Raw genomic sequence first — 18,781 nt, forward strand, 5'->3', positions numbered from 1 at the left:
TGACGAGGGCAGTGGTCATGTGATCATAACGGCTCCTGCCGGTGAGCTGGCCGGCGGTCGGCGTGTCCGGCGCCCCGGGCCCACGACGGCGCCGGCCAGGGACGCCGGGACCGCGGCGGGGCGGGCCGGTAGGATCTGCCCCATGACTGCCCCGGACGTCCCCGCCCGCGCCCTCTGCCCCGCCGTGGACCTGGCCGCACTGGCCGCCCGGGTCGGTGTCGCCGCCGAGCACGTCATCCCCTACGGACGCGACGTGGCCAAGATCGACCTGGCCGCCCTGGACCCGGGCACCCCGCAGGATCCCGCCGACCAGGGAGCGGTCCGCCCCGACCTGCACTACGTGGTCGTGACCGCCATCACCCCCACGCCCTTCGGTGAGGGCAAGACCACCACCGCCATCGGCCTGGCCCAGGCCCTGGCCCGCCGGGGCGAGCGGGCCACCCTGACCCTGCGCCAGGGCGCCATGGGCCCCACCTTCGGCGTCAAGGGAGGGGCGTCCGGCGGCGGGGCCAGCCAGGTCCTCCCCGCCGAGCGCATGAACCTGCACCTGACCGGGGACTTCCACGCCGTCACGGCCGCCCACAACCTGCTGAGCGCCATGGTCGACAACCACCTCCACCACGGCAACGCCCTGGGGATCGATGAGCGCTCCATCACCTGGCCCCGGGTCCTGGACGTCAACGACCGCGCCCTGCGTCACGTGGTCACCGGCCTGGGGGCCCGGGCCGACGGCGTCACCCGTCAGGCCTCCTTCGACATCACCCCCGCCAGCGAGGTCATGGTCATCCTGTCCCTGGCCACCTCCCTGGCCGACCTGCGCGCCCGCCTGGGCCGCATTGTGGTGGGCCGCACCACCTCAGGGGGCTGGGTCACCGCCGAGGACCTGGGTGCCGCCGGGGCCATGGCGGCGCTCCTGCGCGACGCCCTGGCCCCCAACCTCCTGCGCACCACCGAGGGCACCCCCGTGCTGGTGCACACCGGGCCCTTCGGCAATATCGCCACCGGCTGCTCCTCGGTCGTCGCCGACCTCGTGGCCGCCCGCGGCGGGGGCTACGTGCTGACCGAGGCCGGCTTCGGGGCGGACATGGGCGCCGAGCGCCTCTTCGACCTCAAGTGCGCCGTCTCCGGCCTGGTGCCCCGGGCCGCCGTCGTGGTGGTCACCGTACGGGCCCTGAAGGCCCACTGCGGGCGCTACCACCTGGCCGCGGGCAGGGACCTGCCGGAGGCCATGCGCGCCCAGAGCGTCCAGGACGTGCGGGCCGGGGCCGCCAACCTCCTCAGGCACCTGGAGATCGTGCGAGGTTTCGGCGTCGAGCCGGTGGTGGCCGTCAACGTCTTCCCCACCGACCACGACAGCGAGGTCGCCGAGGTGGTGCGCATCGCCACCCGGGCCGGGGTGCGGGCGGTACCCGTCGACCCCGTGGGGGCCGGGGGCGCCGGCTGCCTGGAGCTGGCCGACGCCCTGGCCGACGCCTGCGCCGCCGCCTCACCCGTCCTGCGGCCCCTGTACCAGGCCGACGACGACCTGCGCACCAAGATCGGCAAGGTCGCCGCCATGTACGGGGCCGACGGGGTGGACTACGCCCCCGCCGCCTCCCGCCTCATTGACGCCTACGAGGAGGGCGGCTACGGCGCCCTGGCGGTGCTGGTGGCCAAGACGCCCCTGTCGCTGTCCGCCGACCCCAAGGTCCCCGGCGCCCCCACCGGCTGGCGCCTGCCCGTGCGCGAGGTGCGGCTGGCCGCTGGCGCGGGCTACGTCTACGCCGTGTGCGGGGCCCTGTCCACCATGCCCGGCCTGCCCAGCCACCCCGCCGCCGAGAGAGTGGACCTGGACGTGTCCACCGGCCAGATCCTGGGCCTGCGCTGAGGGCGCGGCCGCGGGCCCCCGTCCGGGCCGGTGCACTGGCCGGCGGCTAGAGGTCCAGGTCCTCCAGGGCCACCAGGTGCCGGTTGCTGATCTGCTCGACCTTGTCCACCCGCCTGCGGTACTTGGGCTGGTCCAGGAAGCCGGTGGTCATCCACACCCGGACGATCTCCAGGGCGATCGCCGAGCCGATGATCTTGCCTCCCAGGCACAGCACGTTGGAGTCGGTGTGCTCCCGGGCGAGCCGGGCGCAGAAGGGGTCCTGGCACACCACCGCCGTCAGCCCGCGCACCCGGTTGGCGATCAGGGCCGAGCCGTAGCCCACCCCGTCGACGAAGACGCCCCGGTCGGCCTGGCCCCGGGCCACGGCCAGGGCGGCGGGGTAGACGTGGTCGGACAGGTCGGCGGGCCGGGTGTCCGGTGTGCCGAAGTCCTCGGTGGTGTGGCCCTGGGACTCCAGCCACGCCGCGATCTCTCTCTTGAGCGGGAAGCCCGCGTGGTCACTGGCAAGTGCAATACGCATATGATGAGTCTAACATCACACTACCGTGCGGGGGCGGCGTATGAGACGGCCCCGGCCCGCCTCTGGTTCCGGCCCCGCCAGGCGGTGCCCTAACCCCTGGACGCCTACCTGCGCTACGGGGGCGGTCCTGCCCGCGGCGGTGGCCGGGGGCGTCCGGTAGGAGGAGAGGGCTCCTCCCGGGGAGGGAGCGTGCCCGCGGGCAGGATCGGCGCGAGGGCGGATCCCCCTCAGGACGGCGGTTCCTAGCCTGGCAGGTGACGGCGCGCACCGCGTCGCCACCCACACGTCCCCGAAGGAAGCAGCCATGACGGCCGAACCCACCCCGCCCATCCTGTCCGCCAGATCCCTGAGCCGCACCTACGGCACCGGCCCGGCGCGCGTCGAGGCCCTCAAGGGGGTGGACCTGGATGTCCTCCCCGGTACCTTCACCTCCATTATGGGACCCTCCGGGTCAGGCAAGTCCACCCTCGTGCACTGCCTGTCCGGCATGGACCGGCCCACCTCCGGCTCGGTCACCCTGGAGGGCGTCCAGATGGTGGGCATGAGGGACCGGGCCCTGACCGAGCTGCGTCGCCGCCGCATCGGCTTCGTCTTCCAGTCCTTCAACCTCCTGCCCACCCACACGGTACGCACCAATATCACCATGCCCCTGCGCCTGGCGGGCCAGAAGGTGGACGAGGACCGCCTCCGCGAGCTCACCGGGCGCCTGGGCGTGGACGGGCTCCTGGGCCGCCTGCCGGCCACCCTCTCCGGCGGGCAGGCCCAGCGCGTGGCCATCGCCCGCGCCCTCATCGCGGCCCCCGCCCTCCTGGTGGCCGACGAGCCCACCGGCAACCTGGACTCCGCCGCCAGCCAGGAGGTCCTGACCCTCCTGCGCTCCACCGCCGACGCCGGGCAGACCGTCCTCATGGTCACCCACGACGCTGACGCCGCGGCCGCCGGGGACCGCGTCGTCGTCATCCGTGACGGCCGCGTGGTGGAGGACCGGGAGGCCCGCTCATGAGGGGGGCGGGACTGACCTGGCTCGCCTGGGACAACGTGCGCCACTCCTGGCGCTCCCAGGCCGCCACCGCCCTGGCCGTGGGCCTGTCGACGGCCTTCGTCGTGGTGGTCCTGGCCCTGGCCGGCGGGCTCAGCCGGGCGGTGGAGGACAGCAGCGCCCGGCCCCTGAGCACCGCCGACGTCGTTATCGGGTGCGACGCGCAGCAGGGCCCCTGCCCTCCCGCCGGGGCCCTGCTGAAGGTGGTCGCCGACGTCCCGGGGGTCGGTGCGGCCGCCGCCGACTCCCTGTCCTACCGGCGCGTGCGCGCCGACGGCAACGAGGTCAACGTCGTCTTCGGGCCCGTCCTGCCCGAGCCCCTGCGCTACGACCGCCTGACCGCCGGGGCCTGGCCCGTGGCCGGCAGGGCCCAGGTGGCCCTGGAGGCGGACACCGCCCAGGCCCTGGGGGCGGGGGTCGGCACCAGCCTGACCCTGACCGACCCCGTCGGCGGGAAGGCCCCCCAGACCCTGGAGGTCGTCGGCCTCCTGGAGTCCCAGGGGCTGGGTGCCGGACGCGGTGTCAGCGGCCTGGAGGACGGCGCCGAGGGCTCCACGGTGCTCCTGAGCGCCCAGGATCCCGACCAGGCCCCCGCCCTGGCCCGGGCCGTGGGGGACGCCCTGGCCGCAGCGGGCACGGTGGCCGACCCGCAGGATCCCTCCCGCACCTACGACCTGGGTGCCGCGCAGGTCCTCACCGGTGAGCAGGCGCGTCAGGACGCCGTCGCCCGGACCACCCAGAACGCGGACTCCAGCAGCCAGGTCCTCCTCGTCTTCGCCATGATCGCGGTGCTCCTGTCCGTGGCGATCGTCTCGACGACCTCCCAGGTGACCCTGCGCCGCCGCACCCGCCAGACCGGCCTCCTGCGCTGCACGGGCGCCACCACGGGGCAGGTGCGCCGCCTCCTGGTGGTGGAGTCCGCCCTGGTCGGGCTCGCCTCCGGGGTGCTCGGCCTGCTCCTGTCCCTGCCAGCGGTCATGGTGCTCCTCACGACCACCGGTATCTGCCATGACGCCGGTGAGGCTCTGGGGACCGTGACCCCCGCCTCCGCGGCCTCGGCGCTGGTGCTAGCCGTCGTGGTCTGCGTCCTGGCCTCCCTGCGGGCCGTCTCGGCCGCCGCCCGCACCAGCCCCATGGCCGTCCTGGCGGGGGCCGGGGGAGCCCAGGGTCCGCGCACCCGTCGTCGCAGCCTGTTGACCTGGGGGCTCACGGCCCTCCTGGTGGTCCTGGGGGCGGCCCTGGTCGCCTGGGGCGCCGCCTCCCACGGGCAGGAGGCGGGCGGCGGCGCGTCCAGCCTGCTCGCGACGCTCGCCGGCGGGGTGGCCCTGCTGGTGGCGCTCGTGGTCGCCATGACCCGCGCGACCCCCGCCACCGGCACCCTCGTGGCGCGCCTCCTGGGACGCTGGGAGGCCGGGCACCAGGGCGCCCTGGGCCTGCGCCGCTCCGGGGGGCGGGCCGGGGCCACCGGGGCCATGATGCTCGTGGGCGTCGTCCTGGTCACCGCCACCCTGGTGGGGGCCGCCTCCATGCGCGCGTCGGTGGGTGCGGAGATCGACCGGCGCCGCCCCGTGGACGTCGTGGTGCACACCGACGCCGAGGCGGGGTGGACGGCCAGCCAGGTCTCCCAGATCGAGTCCGTGGCCGGGGTGAGCGCCTCCGCCCCCATGCGCTGCCTGAGGGCCACCGACGCCGACGGCGTCACGGCCTCCCCGGTGCAGCTCACGGCCGTGGACCCCGGGCAGTGGGCCGGTGTCACCCGGCGCCCCACGGACCAGGTCGGTGCCGGCAGCGCCCTGGTGGACGCCACCAGCCCGTGGGCGGGGCGGAGCCGCCTCAGTCTCACCCTGGGGTCGGGCACCACCCTGAGCCTGCCCGTGAGCACCCTGGCCTCCCGCACCCTGGGGGCCGACCAGGTCCGGGTGGCGCTCTCGGACCTGCCCGTCCGGGTGGCCCAGGAGGCGCCCACCTGCGCCGTGTGGCTGCGCACGGTGGACGGCATGTCCGGGGGCGAGTTCCAGCGCGCCCAGGCCGCGCTGCTGAGGATCGACCCCGACATGCAGGTCGGCGGGGGCCTGGCTGAGCGCGTGAGCGCGGAGAAGACCTTGGGCCAGGTCCTCACGGCCGTCATGGGCCTCCTGGCGGTCTCCCTGCTGGTGTGCGTGGTGGGCCTGGTCAACGTCCTGGGGCTGGGGGTCGCCGAGCGGCGCCGTGAGCTGGCCGTCCTGCGCGCCGTGGGCATGTCCCGCTCCCAGGTCTGCGGGGTCGTCATGACCGAGGGCGTGGTCCTGGCCCTGACCTCCCTGCTCCTGGGGCTCGCGGCGGGAACGGGCCTGGGCACTCTGGGGTCGCACGCGGTCCTGGCCCTGGCGGGAGGCCTGGGCACCCAGGTGACGGTGCCCTGGGGGCAGGTGGTGCTGCTGGCCGTCGCGACCCTCGTGGTGGCCGCCCTGGCCAGCGCGGTGCCCGCGGCGGGGGCCTCGCGCATCAGCCCGGTGGAGGCCATGGCGCGCGAGTGAGCCCGTCCCGGGCGCGTCGGTGCCAGGTGCATTCAGTGCCAGCGCGCCGGCACCGGCGCGTCCGGACGGCTTGCCAAAGTAGGTTAATGAACATAACCTAAGTGTGTGACCAGGTCGGAGGGTGGGGACAGGCGGACCACGGACACCCGCGAACGGCTCGTGTCCGCCGCGGTGGAGCGCGTCGACGAGGTCGGGTGGGACCGGCTCAGCCTCTCCGCGGTCGCCAGGGCCTGCGGGATCTCGCCCCCCGCCTGCTACAAGCACTTCCCGGACAGGGAGCACCTCCTTGCCGCCGCGCTCCTTGCCCTGTCCGCGCAGGTCGGCCGCCGGGCACGGGCCCGCCTGCGCCCTGACCCCCAGGACTCCCTCCTGGGCGTGGCCCGGCTCCTGGTGACCATGGCCCAGGAGCACCCCCGCCTCCTGGACCTCCTCCTGTTCAGCCCCGCCGCCCTGGCGGCCCTGGACGGGACGGGCCGCTACCCCCTCCTGGACCTGGTGCGCGGTGAGGTCGCCCGGATGGCGGCACGCCACGACCTTGACGCGACGACCCTGTTCACCGTCCTGTGGGCCTTTATCCAGGGCTACTCCCGGCTCGTCGCCACCGGGGCGGCCACCTACGACACCGACCTCCTGCGGCAGACTATGAAAGCCTTTACCACGATAGGAAAGAGACCGTGACCCACACACTCATTGTCTACGCCCATCCCTGGACCGGATCACTCAACCACGCGATCCTAGAGGCCGTCACCAGCGCCCTGGACGCCGCCGGTCGGCCCTACGACGTCATCGACCTCCTGGCCGACGGCTTCGACCCCCGCTACGACGCCGCCGAGCTCGCGCTCTTCCGCTCCGGCGGCACCAACGACCCGCTGGTCACCCGCTACCAGGGGCTCGTGGAACGCGCCACCCGCCTGGTCGTCATCGCCCCCGTGTGGTGGAACGACGTCCCCGCCGTCCTCAAGGGCTTTATCGACAAGGTCATGAAGCAGCAGTGGGCCTACGTGCCCACCGGCAGGGGGATCCGGGGACGCCTGGGGCACGTGGAGGAGGCCATCGTCCTGACCACCTCCACCTCACCCACCTGGTACCTGCGCCTCGCCCGGGGCAACGCCGTCAGACGGACCCTCGTAGGGGCCACCCTCAGGCAGCTGGGTATCCGTCACCGCCGCTGGGTCAACTACGGGCGGGTCGGCTCAGGCGGCCCGGAGCGCGTCCGGCGCCACCTGGAGCGGGTGGCCCGCCTCGCCGTCGGGTGAGGCGGGTGCCCCCGCCGGGCGCGTACGGGCCCGACCGCGCGTCAGGCCCGTACGAGGGCGCGGGGGCCGGGACAGGACAGGATCAGGCCGGGGGCCTAGAGAGGACCTCGGCACCGAAGCGCTCGGCGTACTCCTGGGCGCTGAGCAGCTCCCCCTCCCCGCTCACCTCCACGGTGAACAGCCAGGCCGCGTAGGGGTCGGCGTTGACCAGGGCCGGGTCGTCCACGACCGCCCCGTTGACCTCCACCACCGTGCCGGAGACGGGGGAGTAGAGGTCCGAGACCGCCTTGGTGGACTCCAGCTCGCCGCAGGGCTCCCCGGCGACCACCTCGCTGCCGACCTCGGGCAGGTCCACGTAGACCACCTCGCCCAGGGCGTCGGTGGCCACGGCGCTCACCCCCACCCGGGCGGGGCGGGAGGAGTCGAGCCACTCGTGCTCTGGTGAGTAGCGCAGGCCGGGCATGACAGGCTGCTTGGGCATGATCGGTTCCTCTCGGATCGGGGACGGTGAACCAGGTGGCGGGCGATGCTCGCCCGCCCCAGAACCAGGGCGGACCCGGCCGCTACCGGCGGGCGAGGCCGCGTACCGGCGGGCGCCTAGCGGGGGCGCCGGTAGAAGGGCGGGGTGACGACCTCCATGGGCAGGCCCCGGCCGCGCACGTCCACGCTCAGGCGCGTGCCCACCGGCCAGGTGCCCGCGGGCGCGGGCCCGCAGGGACGCAGGCGGGCCAGGGCGATCGGGTAGCCCAGCGTGGGGGAGAGCAGGCCGCTGGTCACCTCCCCGACCTCCTGCCCGTCCGGGCCCAGGACCGTGCACCCCGCCCGGGCCGCCCGCCGCCCCTGGCCGCGCAGGGCCACGAGCGTCCAGGTCCCCGCCTGCCCGTCACGCCCCGAGCGCTCGGCCAGGGCCGGGCGGCCCACGAAGTCCGGGTCCTCCGGGCCGAGCTTGACCACCCCGGCCAGGCCCGCGTCCAGGGGGGTGACCTCCTCGCTGAGCTCGTGGCCGTACAGGGCCATCCCCGCCTCCAGGCGCAGGGAGTCGCGCGCCGCCAGGCCGCAGGGGGTCAACGCCGGCAGCGTCGTGTCCCCGGCCTCTACCCCGGGCAGGGCCGCGGCCGCGCGGGTCACGACCTCCCACAGGTCCACGGCGTCCTCGCCGGCGCAGAAGATCTCAAAGCCGTCCTCACCGGTGTAGCCGGTGCGGGCCAGCAGGACCCGGTGCCCCGCCGCCGTGGCCCGGGCGACGGCGTAGTAGCGCAGGCGCGCCAGCAGCTCGCCCCCGCACAGCACGTCCGCCTCCCCGCAGCCCCGGGAGGTGGGGGAGGCCGCCTGGCGGGCCGCGTCGGGGGGCACCGGCCGCAGGGCCGCGGGCGAGGCCACCCCGGAATCGACCACCTGCGAGAGGACCTCGACGGCACGGGGCCCCTGGACGGCCAGGAGCGCAGTGTGGTCGCTCACGTCCTCCACCTGCGCCTGAAAGCCCGCCACCCGCTCGGCCAGGGCGGCCGCCACCCGCTCGCGGTTGCCGGCGTTGGGCACCACCAGGTACCGCTCCTCACAGACCCGGTAGACAATGAGGTCGTCCAGCACGCCGCCGCCCGTGTCCACGATCATCATGTAGCGGGCCCGCCCCACGCCGAGGGTGCCAGCCCGGCCCGTCAGCGCGTGGTCCAGGGCCGCGCCCGCCTGGGGGCCGCGTACCCACACCTCCCCCATGTGGGACAGGTCGAAGAGCCCGGCGGCGGTGCGCACCGCCCGGTGCTCGGCCAGGTCCGAGGCGTAGCGCAGGGGCATGTCCCAGCCGCCGAAGTCGGTGAAGGAGGCGCCCAGGGACACGTGGACCTCGTGCAGGGGCGTGCGCCGCAGGGCCGGGGAGGAGGTCATGGTCGGTCCTTCCTTTCAGGAGACGGAGGTGTCAGGGAGTTCCTGCGGGGTCGGGTAGGTGCACACCAGGTGGCGGTCGCCCCAGGCGTTGTCGACGCGGGTCACCGGCGGGAAGTAGCGTGTGCGCCGGGCCGCGCTCGTGGTCCCGGGCCAGGCCCCCTGGGTGCGCGGGTAGGAGCGGGTCCACTCCTCGGCGGTCACCTGGGCCAGCGTGTGCGGGGCCAGGCGCAGCGGGGAGTCCTCCAGGGCGATCCGCCCGGCGGCCACGTCGTCGATCTCGGCGCGGATGGTGGTCATGGCCGCCACGAACCGGTCCAGCTCCTCCAGGGGCTCGGACTCGGTGGGCTCGACCATGAGGGTCCCGACCACCGGGAAGGACAGGGTGGGGGCGTGGAAGCCGAGGTCGATGAGGCGCTTGGCCACGTCCTCGGCCGTGACCCCGGTGTCCCGGGTCAGCTCCCGCAGGTCCAGGACGCACTCGTGGGCCACCAGGCCGCCGGGCCCGGTGTACAGCGTGGGGTAGGCCTCCGCCAGGCGCCGTGAGAGGTAGTTCGCGGCGGCGACGGCGCCCAGGGTGGCGCGGCGCAGGTCGGCGTCGTCCATGAGCGCCAGGTAGGCCCAGGACAGGGGCGCGAGCCCCGCCGAGCCGAAGCGCGCCCCGGCCACCGGGTCCCCGTAGAAGCCCGCGTCCGGGTCGCCCTCCTCGGGGGCCGTCGACTCGTTGTGCCCGGCGGGCAGGTAGGGGACCAGGTGCGCCTTGGCCGCCACCGGCCCCACCCCCGGCCCCCCGCCGCCGTGGGGGAGGGCGAAGGTCTTGTGCAGGTTGAGGTGGCTGACGTCACCGCCCAGGTCCCCGGGGCGCAGCAGGCCGCACAGGGCGTTGAGGTTGGCCCCGTCGATGTAGACCTGGCCCCCGGCGGCGTGGACCAGGTCGGTCACGTGGCGCACCTGCTTCTCGAAGACCCCGTGCGTGGAGGGGTAGGTGAGCATAATGGCGGCCACCCGGCCCGCGTGGGCCGCGAGCCTGGCCTCCAGGTCGGCCACGTCAACGGACCCGTCCGGGGCGGTCCCCACCGCGACCACCCGCAGGCCCGCGGCCGCGGCCGAGGCGGCGTTGGTGCCGTGGGCCGAGGCAGGGACGAGGCACACGTCCCGCTCACCCTGGCCGCGGGCCTCCAGGTAGCCGCGGATGGCCAGGAGCCCGGCGAGCTCTCCCTGGGCCCCGGAGGCCGGCTGGAGGCTGACCCGGTCGTAGCCGGTCACCCGGGCCAGGCGCTGGCTCAGGTCGGCCAGGAGACGGCGCCAGCCGCGGGTCTGGGACGCCGGGGCCAGGGGGTGGATGCCCGCCAGGGCGGGGTCGAGCCAGGTGGCGGACTCGACGGCGGCGTTGAGCTTGAGGGTGCACGACCCCAGGGGCACCATGGTGCGGTCCAGGGCCAGGTCGCGGTCCGCCAGGGTGCGCAGGTAGCGGGTGAGGGAGGCCTCGCAGCGGTGGGCGTGGAAGACCGGGTGGGTCAGGAAGCTGCTGGTGCGGCGCAGGTCCGCGGGCAGGGGGAAGGCGTCGGCGGGGGAGCCGTCGGTGTCGTCGGTGTCGACTGGGCCGGCGGCCGCCTTGGCGCGTCTCCAGCCGGGCGTCCAGTCCAGGAGCCAGGCGGCTGTCCCGATGCTCGTCCGGACGGGCGCTCCCGGTTCCCTGGGCGCCTCTGCCCCTGCTGAGCCGGCTGTGTCCAGGCTGATGCCTGGGCGGACCGGCTGCCTGGGCTCCGCCTTCGGCGAGCTGGCCGTGCCTGGGACGCTCACTGGACGACATACGGAAGATATCGCTGTCCATACAGGATCAGGATTTGCGGGCATCGCTGCCCCCCACATAGACTCTGCTGAGCTGGCTGTGTCCTGGCTGGTGCGTGGGCGGACCGGCCGCCTGGCCCCTGCCTTCGGCGAGCTGGCCGTGTCGTGGTGTCCCTGGTGACCAGGACCCGCCTGCTTCGCCTTCGGTGAGTCCGTGTCGGTCAGGGCGGACACCACGGCGTCCAGGTGGGCGGTGGTGGTCAGCTCGTTGATGGAGATCCCCACGTGCTTGGTGTCCAGGTGGCGGATGTTCACGCCGCGGTCGGCGGCCCGGGCCACGGCCCAGGCCGCCCCCTGGGGGACGTACACGGACAGGGTGTCGAAGAAGTCCCGGTGCTCCAGGGTCAGGCCGGCCGCCTCCAGCCGGGAGGCCAGGTCGGCGGCCTGCTCGTGGATCCGCGTGGCGATGGCGGTCAGCCCCTCGGGGCCGTGGTGGACGCAGTACATGGCGGAGACGACCGCCATGAGGGCCTGGGCGGTGCAGATGTTGGAGGTGGCCTTCTGACGGCGGATGTGCTGCTCGCGGGTCTGGAGGGCCAGGCGCAGGGCGGGGGCGCCGTCGCGGTCCCGTGACACGCCCACGATCCGCCCCGGGAGCTGGCGCGTCAGGGCGGTGGTCACGGACATGAAGCCCGCGTGCGGGCCGCCGTAGAACAGGGGCGCCCCCAGGCGCTGGGCCGAGCCGACGGCGATGTCCGCCCCCAGCTCCCCGGGCGGGGTCAGGAGCGTGGCGGCCAGCGGGTCCACGTCCACGGCCACCAGGCCGCCGCGCGCGTGGACGGACTCGACCAGGGGTCTCAGGTCGTGCAGGGCGCCGCGGGTGGAGGCCTGCGCCAGCACGACCCCGGCCAGGGGGTCGTTGGCGATGCCCATCATCGAGTTGTTGAGCATGCCGGTGAGGTCGGCGAAGATGACCGGCAGGTCCAGCTGGTAGGCCCGGGACACGGCCATCTGGACGCACTGGGGGTGCAGGTCCAGATCCAGCAGGACCGGGAGATTCTTGCCCTGACGCCCCTGGGCGCGCACCATCAGCATCATGGCCTCGGTCACGGCGGTGGCCTCGTCCAGCAGGGAGGCGCAGGCCACGGGCAGGCCGGTGAGGTCGCTGACCACCGTCTGGAACAGTAGCTGGGCCTCCAGGCGCCCCTGGCTGATCTCGGCCTGGTAGGGCGTGTAGGAGGTGGTCCACGCGGGGTTGGACAGCACGTCGCGGGCGATGACGGCCGGGGTGTGGGCGGGGTAGTACCCGGCGCCGATCATCTCCACGTGCGGGTCGTTGTCGGCGGCGTAGCCGCGCAGGGCCGCCAGGACCCCGGCCTCGTCCAGGGCGGGTGAGGGCGTGCCGGCTGGCGGCGGGGGCAGGGCGGGCAGTCCGCCGGGCACGAGGGCGTCGGCCAGCTCCTCCAGGCTGCCCAGCCCCAGCACGGACAGCATCCGGCTGGTGTCCTGCGCGCTGGGGCCGACGTGACGGGAGACGAAGCGGGCAGGGGCGGGGGCACGTCGTCGGGCCATGGAAACCTCCGAGGGACTCATAATGAGGGGCCCATCATAGGGGCAAGCCGGCACCTGACCGGGGTACGGGCGCGGTGCGTCGCCGCCCCGTCGGTGGTTGACACAGGAGCGCTGGCGGACTTAATTTTATACCGTAAATAACGTGGACCCGGCCCCGGGTCCGGTCCTGGAAGAGACGACGATGACCCTCCACCTGCGCAGTGCCGGCACATCCCTGGTCCTGGACACCCTCCCCGACCGCTTCCCCGTGGTCCGGCACTGGGGCGCCGACCTGGGTGACGTCGACGGCGCGGACCTCACTGACGCGGCGGACGCCTCCCGCACCACGCTGGGCTCCAACACCGCCTGGATGCTCAACGACCTGCCGGTGCTGCCCCTGGCCTCCCTGGGCTGGTCCGCCCGCCCCGCCGTCGTCCTGCACCGCTGCGACGGCACCGCCTTCTCCTTCCACCCCGGGGCCGTCACCCACGAGGCGGGTCAGGAGACCGGCGCCGGTACCGCGCGCACCCTCACCTCCACCGGCACCGACGCCGTCCACGGCGTCACCGTTGAGTGCGAGATCCGCCTGGAGCCCTCCGGCCTGGTGCGCGTGCGCGCCACCGTCCGCAACGACGCGACCGGCCGCGAGGACCTCGCCCCGGGGCTGTTCGTCGACGAGGTCACCCCCTACCTGCCCCTGCCCGACGCCGCCGACGAGATCCTCGGCATGTCCGGCCACCACCTGCGCGAGCGCGGCCTGCAGCGCCACGCCCTGACCGCCGGCACCCACCTGCGTGAGTCCTGGGAGGGGCGCCCCGGCCACGACGCCACCACCTGGCTGGCCGCCGGACGCAGCGGCTTCGGCTGGCGGTCCGGCACCGTCCACGGGGTGCACCTGGCCTGGAGCGGCGGCACGCGCTCCCTCGTCCTCAACCCGCCCCAGGGGCGCAAGCTCGTGGGCGCCGGGGAGCTCCTCCAGGGCGGTGAGGTCCTCCTGGGCCCCGGCGGCTCCTACACCTCCCCGTGGGCCGTCTTCTCCTGGGGCGAGGGCCTGGACGCCCTGGCCCACCGCTCCCACGCCTGGCTGCGCTCCCTGCCCTCCCACCCCTCCCGCCCCCGACCGGTCCTGCTCAACACCTGGGAGGCCGTCTACTTCGACCACGACCTGGGCAAGCTCAAGGCGCTGGCCGACGCCGCCGCGCAGGTCGGCATTGAGCGCTACGTCCTGGACGACGGCTGGTTCGGCTCCCGGCGCGACGACACCTCCGGCCTGGGGGACTGGCAGGTCTCCGCCGAGGCCTGGCCGGACGGCCTGGGACCCCTGGTGGACCACGTCCACTCCCTGGGCATGGAGTTCGGGCTGTGGGTGGAGCCCGAGATGGTCAACCTCGACTCCGGGCTCGCCCGGGCCCACCCCGACTGGATCCTCTCCGACGGCGCCGGCGGGGCACCCGAGCACCGCCACCAGCGGGTGCTGGACCTGTGCGCGCCCGGCGCCTGGGAGTACCTGCTCGACTCCGTCTGCGACCTGGTCGGTCGCTACGGCATCGACTACCTCAAGTGGGACCACAACTCCCCGCTGGTGGCCGTCGGCCACGTGACGGCCCGCCCCACGTCCGGCCACCACGGGGGCGCGGCCGTCCACGACCAGACCCTGGCCCTCTACCGTCTCCTGGACGCCCTCCACGAGCGCCTCCCCGGCCTGGAGGTCGAGTCCTGCGCGGGCGGTGGCGGCCGGATCGACCTGGGCATTATGGAGCGTACCCAGCGCGTGTGGGCCTCGGACTCCATTGACGCCCACGACCGCCAGGACATCCAGCGCGGCACCACCCTCCTGCTGCCCCCCGAGCTCGTGGGCACCCACGTGGGCGCCGGTCGGGCCCACACCACGCTGCGCCACCTCGACCTGGGATTCCGGGCCGGGACCGCCCTGTGGGGGCACATGGGCGTGGAGTGGGACCTGACCACGGCGGATAAGCCCACCCGCGAGCGCCTGGCCGCGGTCATCGCCCTGCACAAGGAGCTGCGGGGCCTGCTGCACTCGGGCCTGACCGTCCACGCGGACCTGCCCGACGACGACGCGCTGCGCATTGAGGGCGTGGTGGCCGCCGACGGTTCCCAGGCCGTCTACGAGATCGCCTGCCTGGGGCAGCTGCCTGCCTGGCCCACGGCCCCCCGCCCGCTGCCCGGGCTGGCCCCCCGACGCCGCTACCGGGTGGAGCTGGCCGCCCCCGCCTACCCCGACCTGGGGCTGCCGGCCGGGTGGATGGCCGACGGCGTCACCCTGCCCGGCTCCTACCTGTCCACCACGGGCCTGGCCCTGCCGGTGCTCCACCCCGACCACCTGGTGCTGGTGCGCGCCACCGCCGTGGACTGAGACCCTGGCTGGCCCTGTCCGCGCGCGGTCCCGGACCCTCTGTCTCAGAGGGTCGGCAGCGGCTGAGGCCCTTGTCCGCGCGGCCCCGGGCCCTGCTCCCGGGGTGCGAGAAGGCCCGGCCCGGGATGGATCACCCGGGTCGGGCCTGTCGCACGAGGTCGCCCGGCCGTTTCCCATGTCGGCGGGCGGGGCCCTCCCTCGCCGAGCGCTCGGTCGCGGTCCCTGGTCCGCGTCCCGGCTTCCAGCGGGTGACGGTCACTGACGCTCCCCAACGTCTCTCGGCACCCACCGTCCGGCGGCACAACCAATAGTGCACACCACCCCTGGGAGAACACCCCCGTAGTACCTCACAGCTTCCTGGGAAAACGAGGCGGCGCCGGGGTGCCGCTACGACCGACGCAGCTCACTGTCACAGAAGCGCCTTGTGAGAGGCGGGGAGAGCCTCCAGGGCCTCTCGTGGGTGGCGCGTCATTGCAGGGGCCTCCGGGCTATCTCCTGCGCCCGGGCGCGGCTGACCACGTGCTGGCGCTCCGCTCTGACGCACGCCTGGATCCACCGGGTCGGCACGCAGCCGACCTTGAGGTCGGGTGCCGGGCGCTCGACGCCCGCGGCGTAGAAGTCGGAGTCGCTAGGGCTGGTCAGGTCGGTGCCGGCAAGGCGGGCGCCGTGCTGCCTGAGGGTCGTGGTGACGACGCTGAACGAGACGCGGTACCGGGCGGCGAGGACGATCATGGCGTCGCGGTCCGGCTTCCTGACGACGGCGGAGGCTGCGTCGGCGGGCAGGAGGAACTCCGCCGCGAAGACGTCTGTGAGCCGTTCTCTCTCACGCCGGTCCCGGACACCGTGCCCCTGGGGGCCGTCCTCCCCGTAGGTGTCACCCGACAGGTGGTGCCCCAGCTCGTGGGCCGCTGTCATGCGGCGCCGTCCAGGTTCCAGGCGGCCGCCGACGACCGCCACTCCGAAGCCGGGGTCCGGGCTCAGTGACAGCCCCTCGACCTCCAGGTCCACGACGTAGGTCCACAGGCCGAACGCGGCGGCGGTGTCTGCCACGGGGCCGATTGGCGCCTGCTCGTCCGGCAGGAGGCGGGCATCGACCAGGAACCTCCTGGCGCGGTGTGCCAGGTCCCTGGCCTGTGCCTCGTCCTGGGGCGTCTGGCACGTCCAGTCCGCAGGATCCAGGAGATCCAGATCCCGCAGCTGGCAGGCGTCGCGCCACAGGGCGTCGAGCTCCCTCTGCGCCTCGAAGCGGTCCTTCTCCGCGCTGGTGGCGTGCTCCTCCAACGGCGTGCGCGCCGCCCGGGCGTCCGGGGCGGGCAGGACCAGCAGGTCGCCCAGGCTCAGTTCCAGGGCCCGGGCCAGGCGGGAGAGCTCGAGGGCGGAGACCCTGCGCTCGCCGGACTCAATGCGGGAGATCTGCGTGCGTCCCAGGCCGCAGTCGCGTGCCAGGGCCGACTGGTCCAGGCCACGCCCCAGGCGGGCCTGACGAATACGTTCACCAAGCTGCTCGAAGGTCTCGACCATCTCCATGTGTGCGATTATCGCACATGCCGTGCTGCGAGCCAGCGGGCGGCGGGTTCCTCGTCCTTCTACACTGGCCCCCGATGACCGTTACGACCGCTACGACCCCGTCCCCTGACGCCGGCCCGGTCGGTGGCGGGGGTCGTGGTGCCCACCGCCGGGCGGTCCACGGAGGCGCTCCCGGCCTCTCCCGACCGCGGGGCACCGCCCGACGTACGTGCGGGGTGTCTGCGCCGAGTACGACGCCTGCCCTCCCGGGGCCACAGGGCCCGACTGCCGCCCGTCATGCGTGCGGGGCGTCCGCCGTCGTGAGCGCGGAGTCCGCGACCTCGGTACCTCCTTCACCGAGCTCGGCGGCTGGGACGCACCGCTGCGCCGTACGCTCCTGGCCGCTGGCCGGGACGTCGGCTCACCCCTCAGCAGCCTGCGCGGCAACGGCGTGCGCCCGGGACGTAGGGAGGGCGTCTTGCGGCGTATGACTGGTCTACGAAGGTACTCGGCGGCCTTCTACCTCAAGAGCACGGCCCTGGTCATGCCGATACTGCCGCTCTGGTGGACGGTCGACCAGGGCGTCCCTCTTAGCACGTACTTGTCCCTCATGGCGGCGGGAAATGTTCTCAGCATGGTCATCGACCTGCCGCTGTCATTCTTTAGCGACCGCCTCTCGCACGCAGCCTTCTATGCGTCGGGCCTCTTCGTCCTCGGGTCTGCGTTCACTGCGCAGATACTCCTCGGCGGGACCCCCGCGCTCCTCGTCTACGTCGTCACCACGGCCGTCGCCGACGCCCTCATATCCGGCGCCGACGCCAGCCTCCTGGTGGACGTCGTCGGTGAGAACCGATACCGTGACACCTACCGGCACCTTAACCGGCACTTCTACCTCTACACCGCCGCCTTCTTCCTCGCAGGGGTCGGGCTCTACTATCTCGACCCGCGTGCCCTGATGGCGCTGCAGGGCCTCATGCTGTGGTCCGGCGCGACGCTTGTCGCCAGGATCCGCCCCCGGGCGTCAGGCGCCCGCGGCTCGCGGCCCGGTCGTCGCAGCAGTCCGTGGGCAACATGCGGAGCCGGTATTCGGCGTTATGCTCTCGGGGTTCCGGGAGACTATATTGTGATCGCTCTGGTCACGGTCATGCTCTCGGCGTTCTTCGACGGCCTCATGCAGTTCCAGAACCGAACGATTCAGGTCATTGCGGCGGACACCGCGTCCATGCGGTTCGGCGGCGGTATCTGGGCTTCTGCCGTGCTCCTGGCACTGGGTAACGCGGCGTCGTCCGCGGGCCTCGGCAGAGTCTTCTCCCGGCTGTCCGCCGGCCGCTCCGCGGTCCTAGGGCTGACCCTCCTGCTGCCCTTCTGCGTGTCCGCGCTCGCGGGACTGGCCAGCGGGGACCTGGTCCTCATAGCAGCTGGCTACATGCTGCTCTGCGTCGTCAAGGGCGTCTACCGGCCTCTCGTCTCCGCGCTGGTCGTTCGCCTGACCCCTGACGCAAGGTTCATCTCGACGTGGATCAGCGCCTTCGGCATCCTCGCCGGAATCGTCTCCAGCGTCATCAACTTCGGTGTGGCCCTCGGCGGCGACACGGTCACCCGCAGCGAACTGATCTGGGCCGCCCTCGGGATCCTCCTGGGGGCGGTCGCCCTTGCTGTCGGGTGCTCCCGCAGGTCGGTGTCGGCCCCCCTCTACGGAGGACGTTCCCATAAACGCACCAGCAAGAGCGTGCCACTGGACCTCGCTATCGCCCCGTCCGTCGTACAGGAGTATCCTCCCGGCACCTCCCGCCCGGACCTTAAGTCTCTTGCCGAGAACCTTCACGCCTCCGGTCTGCGTTCGCCAAGGCTCGAGGCGCTCGATTCACACTCCGTCTCCTGGGAGTACGTGGACGGGGTCCCGGGAGACGGCAGTCGCGCCCTGACGTCCTACGACGGCTCCGGGGCGGGCTGGAGACTGCTCGTCAGTGACCTGGCGGCCCGCAGCTCCGAGTTCGTCCCCGCCTTTAGATGCACTTCGGACGGCTTCGGAACGAGCCACGACTACTGTGCCGCCCTCTGCCGGTGCAGGGTCTTCTCCCACTGCGACCTCCGCCCCGGCAATATCCTGGTGCTGGAGGACGACTACCGCGTAGTAGGATGGGACCGTGCCCACTACTGCTGCCGCCTGTTCGACGAGCTGACCCTCGTCGTACACCCCTGGTTCAGTGACCGGCCAGACGCCTACCAGCTCATGCGGGACACGGTCAGCAGACTCCTCCGGGGACACGATGAACAATGTCCCGTAAGAGGTATTGACGTACTGGATCTCATGGTCGGCTTCGCACGCGCGAGATACCGTGACGTCGGGTGCCGGCCCGATGACGAGGGAGGGGAGTCGCTCGCACCGGGCTACCGGCGAGTCGTCGCGGGCCTGGACGGCCTCCGAGGGGGCGGCGCCTCACCCGCCGCGTAGCCTCAGCGTGCTCGACCGACAG

12 protein-coding genes are annotated in these 18,781 nt (G+C 73.6%); 7 read left to right on the plus strand and 5 right to left on the minus strand.

The window, feature by feature from the left end; genetic code table 11:
* Positions 1 to 142: 142 nt before the first annotated feature.
* Positions 143 to 1,867 (plus strand): formate--tetrahydrofolate ligase, encoded by a 1,725-nt coding sequence (locus JJJ15_RS11885; protein WP_200510883.1) that lies wholly within the window; start codon positions 143 to 145, stop codon positions 1,865 to 1,867.
* Positions 1,868 to 1,913: 46 nt separating this feature from the next.
* Here the strand turns inward: JJJ15_RS11885 and JJJ15_RS11890 are convergent, their stop codons facing one another.
* Positions 1,914 to 2,387: an RpiB/LacA/LacB family sugar-phosphate isomerase gene (locus JJJ15_RS11890; protein ID WP_200510884.1), complete on the minus strand. Its 474-nt coding sequence runs from the start codon at positions 2,385 to 2,387 to the stop codon at positions 1,914 to 1,916.
* A 304-nt stretch (positions 2,388 to 2,691) separates the two neighbouring features.
* On the opposite strand from JJJ15_RS11890, the gene JJJ15_RS11895 reads away from it, so the two are divergent.
* From JJJ15_RS11895 to JJJ15_RS11910, 4 genes are all read left to right on the plus strand, one after another.
* Positions 2,692 to 3,390 (plus strand): ABC transporter ATP-binding protein, encoded by a 699-nt coding sequence (locus JJJ15_RS11895; RefSeq protein ID WP_200510885.1) that lies wholly within the window; start codon positions 2,692 to 2,694, stop codon positions 3,388 to 3,390.
* Positions 3,387 to 5,942, plus strand: coding sequence for an FtsX-like permease family protein (locus JJJ15_RS11900; protein WP_200510886.1), 2,556 nt, complete (start codon positions 3,387 to 3,389; stop codon positions 5,940 to 5,942). Before JJJ15_RS11895 ends, JJJ15_RS11900 begins: the two co-directional genes overlap by 4 nt.
* Positions 5,943 to 6,047: 105 nt before the next feature.
* Entirely contained in the window at positions 6,048 to 6,620 is a 573-nt protein-coding gene (locus JJJ15_RS11905; RefSeq protein ID WP_200510887.1) for a TetR/AcrR family transcriptional regulator, read from the plus strand.
* Entirely contained in the window at positions 6,617 to 7,198 is a 582-nt protein-coding gene (locus tag JJJ15_RS11910) for an NAD(P)H-dependent oxidoreductase (RefSeq protein WP_200510888.1), read from the plus strand. Before JJJ15_RS11905 ends, JJJ15_RS11910 begins: the two co-directional genes overlap by 4 nt.
* A gap of 82 nt (positions 7,199 to 7,280) precedes the next feature.
* Here JJJ15_RS11910 and gcvH read toward each other — a convergent pair whose 3' ends face one another.
* The 3 genes from gcvH to JJJ15_RS13315 form a co-directional block, all read right to left on the minus strand.
* A complete protein-coding gene (gene gcvH, locus JJJ15_RS11915) occupies positions 7,281 to 7,679 on the minus strand; it encodes a glycine cleavage system protein GcvH (RefSeq protein ID WP_200510889.1) in 399 nt (132 codons plus the stop codon).
* A 116-nt stretch (positions 7,680 to 7,795) separates the two neighbouring features.
* Positions 7,796 to 9,082 (minus strand): glycine cleavage system aminomethyltransferase GcvT, encoded by a 1,287-nt coding sequence (locus JJJ15_RS11920; protein WP_200510890.1) that lies wholly within the window; start codon positions 9,080 to 9,082, stop codon positions 7,796 to 7,798.
* 15 nt (positions 9,083 to 9,097) lie between these two features.
* Positions 9,098 to 12,463, minus strand: a complete 3,366-nt coding sequence (locus JJJ15_RS13315; RefSeq protein ID WP_246742065.1) for a beta-eliminating lyase-related protein — start codon at positions 12,461 to 12,463, stop codon at positions 9,098 to 9,100.
* Positions 12,464 to 12,623: 160 nt separating this feature from the next.
* Here JJJ15_RS13315 and JJJ15_RS11935 point away from each other — a divergent pair, with 160 nt between their 5' ends.
* The gene (locus tag JJJ15_RS11935; protein ID WP_200512071.1) at positions 12,624 to 14,798 is read left to right on the plus strand and encodes an alpha-galactosidase; all 2,175 of its coding nucleotides are present in this window, start codon (positions 12,624 to 12,626) and stop codon (positions 14,796 to 14,798) included.
* A 468-nt stretch (positions 14,799 to 15,266) separates the two neighbouring features.
* Here the strand turns inward: JJJ15_RS11935 and JJJ15_RS11940 are convergent, their stop codons facing one another.
* Positions 15,267 to 16,325 (minus strand): XRE family transcriptional regulator, encoded by a 1,059-nt coding sequence (locus JJJ15_RS11940; protein ID WP_200510891.1) that lies wholly within the window; start codon positions 16,323 to 16,325, stop codon positions 15,267 to 15,269.
* A gap of 466 nt (positions 16,326 to 16,791) precedes the next feature.
* Between JJJ15_RS11940 and JJJ15_RS11945 the strand changes: the two genes are divergently transcribed.
* Positions 16,792 to 18,759 (plus strand): MFS transporter, encoded by a 1,968-nt coding sequence (locus JJJ15_RS11945; protein ID WP_200510892.1) that lies wholly within the window; start codon positions 16,792 to 16,794, stop codon positions 18,757 to 18,759.
* Positions 18,760 to 18,781 lie beyond the last annotated feature (22 nt).

Origin of the sequence: Actinomyces sp. HMT897 (assembly GCF_016626125.1) — a bacterium.
GTDB lineage: Bacteria > Actinomycetota > Actinomycetes > Actinomycetales > Actinomycetaceae > Actinomyces.